Origin of the sequence: Pseudomonas sp. xss_4 (genome assembly GCF_043104125.1) — a bacterium.
Lineage (GTDB): Bacteria > Pseudomonadota > Gammaproteobacteria > Pseudomonadales > Pseudomonadaceae > Aquipseudomonas > Aquipseudomonas parafulva_B.
Window position 1 is genome coordinate 1 of the sequence record NZ_JBICKJ010000030.1, and the last position, 7,404, is coordinate 7,404.

The following is a 7,404-nucleotide window of genomic DNA, read 5'->3' on the forward strand; positions in this document are numbered from 1 at the left end:
CAGCACAACAGCATCAAGGTACAGGCCGACCAGAGCATCGAAGTCAGCGCCAGCCAGCAGCATGTCGTCGTCAGCGCCAAGGAACATGTCACCCTGCTTGCCGGCGGTGCCTACATCCGCCTCTCCGGCGGCAATATCGAGTTCGGCATGCCGGGCACCTTCACGGTCAAGGCCGCCACGCACGACCTCACCGGGCCAGGCGGTAAGGACTGGAAACTGCCCATCTTCAAATCGCCCCAGACTTTGGCAGGCGACTTTGCTGGCAGCTACACACTCGTGAAAGACGATGAACGCCCCTTCGAAGGCTATCGCTACCAGATCATGGCGGGCAGCAGCCTGCTGGTCGAGGGGCTGACCGGCCCCAATGGCGAGACAGAGCAACTTGAAACTGAGCGTTCATGTTCAATTCAGGTTTATAAGTCCACCATGCGGGACGATCAGCGCATCACCGAAAACTGGCAGGCCAATATCGACGCCATCGACGGAGAGAACCCCAATCATGAAGACGATATCCCGCTTGATGACGACGAATTCTGGGAAGCACGCGAGGGGAGTGACGAGCCACTTGGTTTCGAATTTCAGTTGAATGCCTCTGAATACAGAATCAGGCAGATACCTCACCTGCCTGTAGAAGGTGTTGGCGTCAACGGTACATTCTTTCTCACAGGTGCCCTAAGCCAGGAAGGACAGAGTCTGTTCATATCGGCCATGGGCTTTACCGCAGCAAAGCATATGGGGAAAGCGCACTTCCAAGCATCCGTCAAGGTTGAAGTAAACGGCGAGCAAATATCCTCCACACCCTTGCAACTTGGAAAAGAGGCAGAAGTGTGGCCCGTCGAAAAGTACGACCCTATTGGATCAGCAAGGATTGCTCTGCCCACTCCGAAGCCGGATGACATCGTGCAGATAATAATTGCTGGCGGTTACATCTATAGCGCGCCGGAGGGACGGGCTGTCCCCATACCACCCACAGGCTCTACAACCATCCCGCTGGCCATATTGAAAATAAAATAAATACACTGGATTGCCCCTTAAACAACATGCACCTTGATCACATCGAAACAAACAAATAGCCTTGGAATTACACCTGCAACCATTCACAATAATAGGATTGACACTTTCACAGCAAGTACCAAGCAAAATAAATCGCCCAACAGTACGGAGGCAAGAAAGATGAAATACATAATTACCTTGTTGTTTCTTGCCATGCTCAGCACGGCATGTACCGCAGAGCGAGACGATGCGCAGCAAAGTTCGCCGCGCCATACGGATCTTATATCGAAGGCCACCTCCCACATCCAGCGTCAGCAATACCAGCAAGCGCTGAGTGACGTGGATGCGGCTTTATCTCTGGCGCCACATAACTCCGAGTACCGTTTTCTTCATTGCCTGCTCAAAGAGCGCCTCGGTCAACCGCTGTCTCTCGCCAAGGATTGCTATGCGCAGCTTGTAGAACAGTTCTCCCGAGGCGGCGATGCTCAATGTGACAGGAACATGAATTGTGTCATCGCCGATTTGATGGCAGAAGGCCCCCAAGCCGAAGCACGGCGACAGCGGTTTCTGGCCTTGCCAGCATCAGCCGCCGAATCAGAAGTTCGCCATTACGTGCTCGATGGTTTTGATCGTGATCAATACCTGAACACCATCCTGCCCTAGCACTAAGCAGATGAGAAAAGACAACCGATGAAACTGCTGCAAAGCACTAACAAGACACTCTTGCTCTGGGGGCTCCTGGATGCCTTCCATATTATCTGGTACAGCGCCAAGGCCTTCAGCGCAGGGCGTATTCCCTACGTGAGCGACTTCACCAGCACAATGGCCCTGGGAAGCGAACTGGGGAGCGCCAATATCGCCATGGCAATCGCCTCCTGGGCCTTGCAGCTTTCCATCGTCCTGACCGCCCTGCTGTTTCTCCGTGGCTACCGGCCGGCCCGCTACCTCGGCCTTGCCCAGATCCCGCTCCGTCTCCTGTTCGTCTACCCATCGGTGTCGCTGCTGCTTATCGGCGGCGGCTTGTGGTCGGGCTACCCGATCATCCTCATGGTTCTGCTACTGATATCCGAGGCCATCAAGGGCTGGACGCTCTGGAAACATGCCTGACGCGCAAGGAGACGACATGAACGCACGATCCACACTCACCAAGGAGGGGGCCTGATGCCAGCACCCGCAGCCGCAGCGGCAGTCATCTGGGGCTACCGCGCCTACAAGACCTATCAAACCTACGAGGCCGCGCAGACCGCCAAGGAAATCGCCCAGATGATGGCCGATATCGCCGCGCGTAAGGAGCAGGTCAAACAGCTCTTTCGCGAGACCATCGACGGTCTTTCCAAAGAGATCGATGATCGGATCTCCGAGCTGGCCAAGGTGGACGGCGGCGGCAGAAGCACCATTTCCCGTCGCGGCGCTGAAAACACCAACTACAAGCAGTACATCGAGCGCAAGATCCCGTTTCGCCCGGCCATCAGCCTCGTCTGCAACTGGGCAATGCAAGCGCCGATCATGATGCCCAGGCGTGTCCGGAAAAAGATCCCCGGCAATATAATCGAAACAACCATTGAGGTGGCGCTCAAGCAGACCACCGCCTCGCTGGTCTTCGAGTCGATCGATGAAACCCTCGGCTGGCGCAGCCCGCTCAAGGCCGAACCCAACTACGACAAAGGCACCAAGCAACCACTGGTGGATATCCCCGACACCAGGCCCAAGCGCATCAGCAGTATCTTTCCGTTCTGGCCACGCCCACGGGGCAGCCTCGCCCCGGATCTGGTAATCGTTGAATATCGCCAGCGGAAATTCGCTGTTCCCAATGTATTTGCGGCAGTGGAGATCAAGTTTCCCAAGGACTGGGTTAAGCCGGATCAAATAAAAGACTATGTCGATTTGATGAATGGACGTGCCAAGAAGGTGGCGCTATTGCGGGTACCAGAGGATTGCACAGGCGTTAACCCTAACGAGGACTCTGAACACAAGCAACAACGGAGAAAGACACGATGAGTACGCTACAACGTTTTATTGACGAGGAAGATATCTCGGGCATGGTAGCTGACCTCAAGGCATGGCCTAATACCGCCAGTGGTAACGACGATTTTGAGTTGGCAGTCTCGCCTTTTCTCACGTTCTATTTCACCTACGATCCCAAGCATTATTTGGAAACATCGCTGGCAATGATTGACGTCCACGAGGCTTCCGAACGCCTGCTTGGTCACCCTTACACTATTGCTACTCACCCAGATTCTACGCGTCCCCACCCCTACGGTTCCAAACGCCTTGGAAATTTACGCGACTGGGCGAAAAAGAAGCCACTCGACAAGCACTTTACGTTCAATTTCACTGACGAGAAGAACCACAACAGCTCTCCCACCCATGCAGGTTACTTCTGGCGAACGTCCAAGTGGGGGGATAGTAAATCCAGCTACTCCTCCATCCAGCTCTACTATCGCTGGCAATGGTGGTTGGACAATAAGGACGCCTGGCGCCGCTTTGTGCTGGAGACCATCGAGCGCCTGAAACCGGAGCAGGTATACAGCGGCTTTGCCATGGCCAATCCGCTGGCCTTTGGTTGCCGCTCAGAAGTAGCCGTCTGGGATCGTGCGCTGACGCCCCACTTCTATGGCCTGGATACCGACTACCCATTCAGCATGTCGTTTCCGACACACCTCGGTGCCGGCATCCGCCCCCCGACCTGGGGCTTCTTCCTTTCCGATATCTGGCGCAGCAAGTTGTCGCTCGACCGCGAACAGGTGCGTGCGGCGCTCGACCACCCGGCCATCGCCATCACCGACTGCGGCAATGGCCAGTGGATCGAGCTGGGGCCTCAGCCCGAGCTGTACCCCGTCGAGAACGGCGTTCCCGAATTGCCCGTACTGCTCAATCGCCTGCTCAAGCCCATCCGCCATCGCAAGCTCGATTTGATCGGCAACGGCGAATGGGATGGCGACCCCAATGTCCGCTTCAACTGGCAGTCCACCCAACGCTGGCTGGCCCGTTTCGACGATAACGGCGACTGGCCGGATACCGAAACACGACAGCAGAAACCTCAGCCCCAAAGCGACGTTGCGCCGCCGCCCACCTACGCCGGCCAGCCCTGCCCACGCGCCGGCTACTGGTTCACCCTGGCCCAGCACGGCTCGCGTCGCTCTTTCGAGCAGGGTGAGGTTTTCCCCGGCATTCCCAACGAAGCCAGCAAGGGCCTCATTCTCTGGCAGTGGGCGGATGACCAGGGCAATAGACAATAGAAAGCGTTGCTATTGGAAAGGAGTAGAGTGATGGTGAGCACCACATACCAGATGTTCAGCCAGGACGTACTGGACGAATTTGTTGAAATGCTAAAGGAGTGGCCCAACTCCTACTACGAAATCGACGGCGCGGAATACACCATCACGCCCTTCCTGACCTTCTATTTCACCTACGACCCCAAGCATTACTTGGAAACCTCACTGGCGATGATTGACGTCCACGAGGCTTTCGAACGCCTGCTTGGTCATCCCTACACCATCGCTACTCATCCGAACTCTGAAGTCCCACACCCATATGGCTCTAAGAGATTGGGGGATTTACGTGATTGGGCACGAAAGACAAAACTCAAAGACAGCTTCGTGTTCAATTTCACCGACGAAAAAAACCACTGAAGCTCTCCTACGCATGCGGGCTACTTCTGGCGCCAGTCAGACTGGAGCAGTGGTGAAGTTAGCTACTCCTATATTCAGTTTTACTACCGCTGGCAGTGGTGGCTGGATAACAAAGATGCCTGGCGCCGCTTTGTGCTGGAAACCATCGAACGACTGAAACCGGAGCAGGTTTATAGCGGCTTCGCCATGGCGCACCCGCTGTCCGGCGGTCTATCCGAAATCGGCGAATGGGAGCGCGCCCTGACACCACACTTCTACGGGCTGGACAGCGATCATGCCCCACCGTGTCGCGAACACCAATCTCCCCTCCGGCCTTCGGCCGCCTACCTGGGGATTCTTTCTGTCCGACAACTGGCGTGTAAAGCTCGGCCTCAAACGCCAACAGATACTTGCCGCGCTTGACCAGCCAATCATCACTATTACCGACTGCGGCAATGGCCAGTGGATTGAGCTTGGCCCGCAACCTGATCTGTATCCAGTCGAGAAGGGTATTCCCAGGCTCCCGGCCAAACTCGCACAACTACTGCGCCCAGTGCTGCACCAACGCCTGGAACTACCGGATATCGACATCGACCAGTCCCATGAACGCCGCCTGACCGCAGGTTGGGCCAGCCGCTTCGGAAACGCACAAGACGCAGAACAAAGCGACCTCACCCAGCGAGGCTCGGACGGTTTCTGTCCACGCACCGGCTGGTGGCGCAGCCTGCAGGGTGAAGGAGCGCGTATTCATATACGCGCGGGCGATATCTTGCCCTCGAATATCCCCGGCAGTGCACGCCGTATCTACCATTGGCAATGGTGTGAGGATCAACGCGGACTCCCCATTCCAGACCCCGAGCCGGCACGGGGAGCCTTCAGCGATGAACCCGCTCCTCGCGCAGGCTACTGGCAAGCCCTTGATGCTCCCACCGTGAGTTGCCGTACCGAGATCGGGAATGCCCTACCCCGACACCAGAATGCCTCCGTACTCTGGTGCTGGGTGGGAATGGAACGCGACCCCTATGCCAAGCCAAGCGGCGATATTTGCCGCCACCCGGGCCTGTGGTTCTGCGAGGATCACCCTACCGAAGCGCGCCACTTCGATGCCGGCCAGCCCCTGCCGCAGCTCGAAGGACAGGATGTGTATTGGCTGCTTCACGAACTGGCCGACTCGTACCTGACTCATCTCAGTAGTGCCGCCACCGAACTGGACATTGAGGCTCTGGCAGAACGGGCAACAGCCAGCCTCCTTGGGATGGAAAGTGCAGTGCGCTCGCTACCCGATCAGGCGATACGTGCCCTGGAGAATATCCAAATCGATTCTGCGCCAGAGCAGAAATAACAGCCATTTGGTGATCCCTTACAGAACTGAAAAGGAGCCTTCCCAACATGAACTTCCCTGGCAAATGCCCCGTCCGGCTGGGCGACAAGACCACCCACGGCGGTGCCGTTATCGCCACCCCCAACCGCAGCTCGGCCGGGGGCATCCCGCTGGCGGTGATCGGCGATGCGGTTAGTTGCCCCAAGTGCGGCCCGACCACGATTGCCGAGGGCGATGCCACCTGGACTATCGACGGCAAACCCGTGGCACTGAATGGCCACGCCACCGCCTGCGGTGCCAAGCTGATTGCCAGCCTGCCCGCCTGAAACCGGCCATAGACTGGGGCCGCCGCTGCACCGCCGATGTGAGTACGCATCATCAAGGAAATGGCTTGTCGTTACGGGCGGCCGTAAATCAACACGGAGCAAGAAGACACCAACATACTGATACTTTCACGCCATCCGGGCCAGACACTGATGGTCGGCGACAACATTCAGGTAACGATTATCGAGGTAAAGGGCAACCAGGTACGCATCGGCATACAGGCACCCAAGGAGGTCGATGTTCATCGGCAAGAAATCTACGAGCGTATTCGTGCCGGTCTCCCCAAGCCCAACTCCGGCAACCATCCACAGTATTAAATCGCATTACCTGATCAGCCTTCGCTGATCAGGAAGGAGAATTGACCATGCTGTTCCTGACCCGCCGGCGCGGCGAAGTCGTAATCATCGGCGACGCTATTCAAGTCACGGTCATGCAGTTCGATCTGCATCAGGTTCGCCTGGGCATCCAGGCGCCCGGTGACCTCGAGATTCACTGGCAGGAGAACGCCCGTGATATCCGCACCCGCGCCCAACCGCAAAGCCCGGTTAGCGTAGACCGCCGGCATACTGAAACCGTGACGATTGGCGGCAGCATTCAGATAGCGATATTGCAAACCGGCCTACACCAGATCCGCCTTCGCGTTGAGGCACCCCGGGATGTTCGCGTCGATAGAGATGAAGTCCATCACCGCCCCCAGGTAAAACACGCCAGCGAGGCCGCACCGCCGCCAGCCCCAGCCCCAGCCCCAGCCCCAGCCCCAGCCAAGCGAACCCTGCGCACGCTCTCGCTCAAACGCCACTGATCATATTTCGACCGGGCCATTTTTGGCCCGGCCTAGCCAAAAATGGCACAGTTAAAACCCTTTATTTTCAATCACTTAATATATTCCAGGCCAAAAATGGCCCGCCGCAACTGGATTCCACCTCGATTTACCCGGCCACACACGCGCCACCACCGCACCAGAATATCCACGCAGCCCAGTAAGTACGCAGGGTTCAAAGAAGCTTCCGGGCAAAAACACGTATTGGCATGCCCCCTGCAATGTCGTCCTCGTCCCCGCATGGGACGGCATCAACGGCCACCGCGGCCCTCTCGACGACATAAGGAATCCGTCATGTCCACACCCGCCTACATCGCCATCACCGGCAAAACCCA

Annotated in this window: 10 protein-coding genes; all 10 read left to right on the plus strand. The window is 57.1% G+C overall.

Going from position 1 to position 7,404, the window contains the following annotated elements:
- A partial coding sequence (locus tag ACF8GB_RS06640) for a DUF2345 domain-containing protein (protein WP_392526729.1) occupies window positions 1–1,014 on the plus strand: 1,014 nt, incomplete at its 5' end.
- Window positions 1,015–1,173: 159 nt separating this feature from the next.
- Window positions 1,174–1,656 (plus strand): hypothetical protein, encoded by a 483-nt coding sequence (locus ACF8GB_RS06645; protein WP_197844957.1) that lies wholly within the window; start codon window positions 1,174–1,176, stop codon window positions 1,654–1,656.
- Between the two features lie 27 nt (window positions 1,657–1,683).
- A complete protein-coding gene (locus tag ACF8GB_RS06650; RefSeq protein ID WP_196186797.1) occupies window positions 1,684–2,100 on the plus strand; it encodes a hypothetical protein in 417 nt (138 codons plus the stop codon).
- Window positions 2,101–2,154: 54 nt separating this feature from the next.
- Window positions 2,155–2,991, plus strand: coding sequence for a VRR-NUC domain-containing protein (locus ACF8GB_RS06655; RefSeq protein ID WP_392526731.1), 837 nt, complete (start codon window positions 2,155–2,157; stop codon window positions 2,989–2,991).
- Window positions 2,988–4,232 carry a type VI immunity family protein gene (locus ACF8GB_RS06660; RefSeq protein WP_392526732.1) on the plus strand — a complete coding sequence of 415 codons (1,245 nt, stop codon included), beginning with the start codon at window positions 2,988–2,990 and terminating at the stop codon, window positions 4,230–4,232. The genes ACF8GB_RS06655 and ACF8GB_RS06660 overlap by 4 nt, the downstream gene beginning before the upstream one ends.
- 30 nt (window positions 4,233–4,262) lie before the next feature.
- The gene (locus ACF8GB_RS06665; protein WP_392475144.1) at window positions 4,263–4,625 is read left to right on the plus strand and encodes a hypothetical protein; all 363 of its coding nucleotides are present in this window, start codon (window positions 4,263–4,265) and stop codon (window positions 4,623–4,625) included.
- Between the two features lie 274 nt (window positions 4,626–4,899).
- Window positions 4,900–5,946 carry a hypothetical protein gene (locus ACF8GB_RS06670; protein ID WP_197844961.1) on the plus strand — a complete coding sequence of 349 codons (1,047 nt, stop codon included), beginning with the start codon at window positions 4,900–4,902 and terminating at the stop codon, window positions 5,944–5,946.
- A gap of 47 nt (window positions 5,947–5,993) precedes the next feature.
- Window positions 5,994–6,251 carry a PAAR domain-containing protein gene (locus ACF8GB_RS06675; RefSeq protein WP_196142328.1) on the plus strand — a complete coding sequence of 86 codons (258 nt, stop codon included), beginning with the start codon at window positions 5,994–5,996 and terminating at the stop codon, window positions 6,249–6,251.
- A gap of 114 nt (window positions 6,252–6,365) precedes the next feature.
- The gene (gene csrA, locus ACF8GB_RS06680; protein ID WP_100852271.1) at window positions 6,366–6,566 is read left to right on the plus strand and encodes a carbon storage regulator CsrA; all 201 of its coding nucleotides are present in this window, start codon (window positions 6,366–6,368) and stop codon (window positions 6,564–6,566) included.
- A gap of 47 nt (window positions 6,567–6,613) precedes the next feature.
- Window positions 6,614–7,051 carry a carbon storage regulator gene (locus ACF8GB_RS06685; protein ID WP_326384460.1) on the plus strand — a complete coding sequence of 146 codons (438 nt, stop codon included), beginning with the start codon at window positions 6,614–6,616 and terminating at the stop codon, window positions 7,049–7,051.
- The last annotated feature ends 353 nt before the right edge of the window (window positions 7,052–7,404 follow it).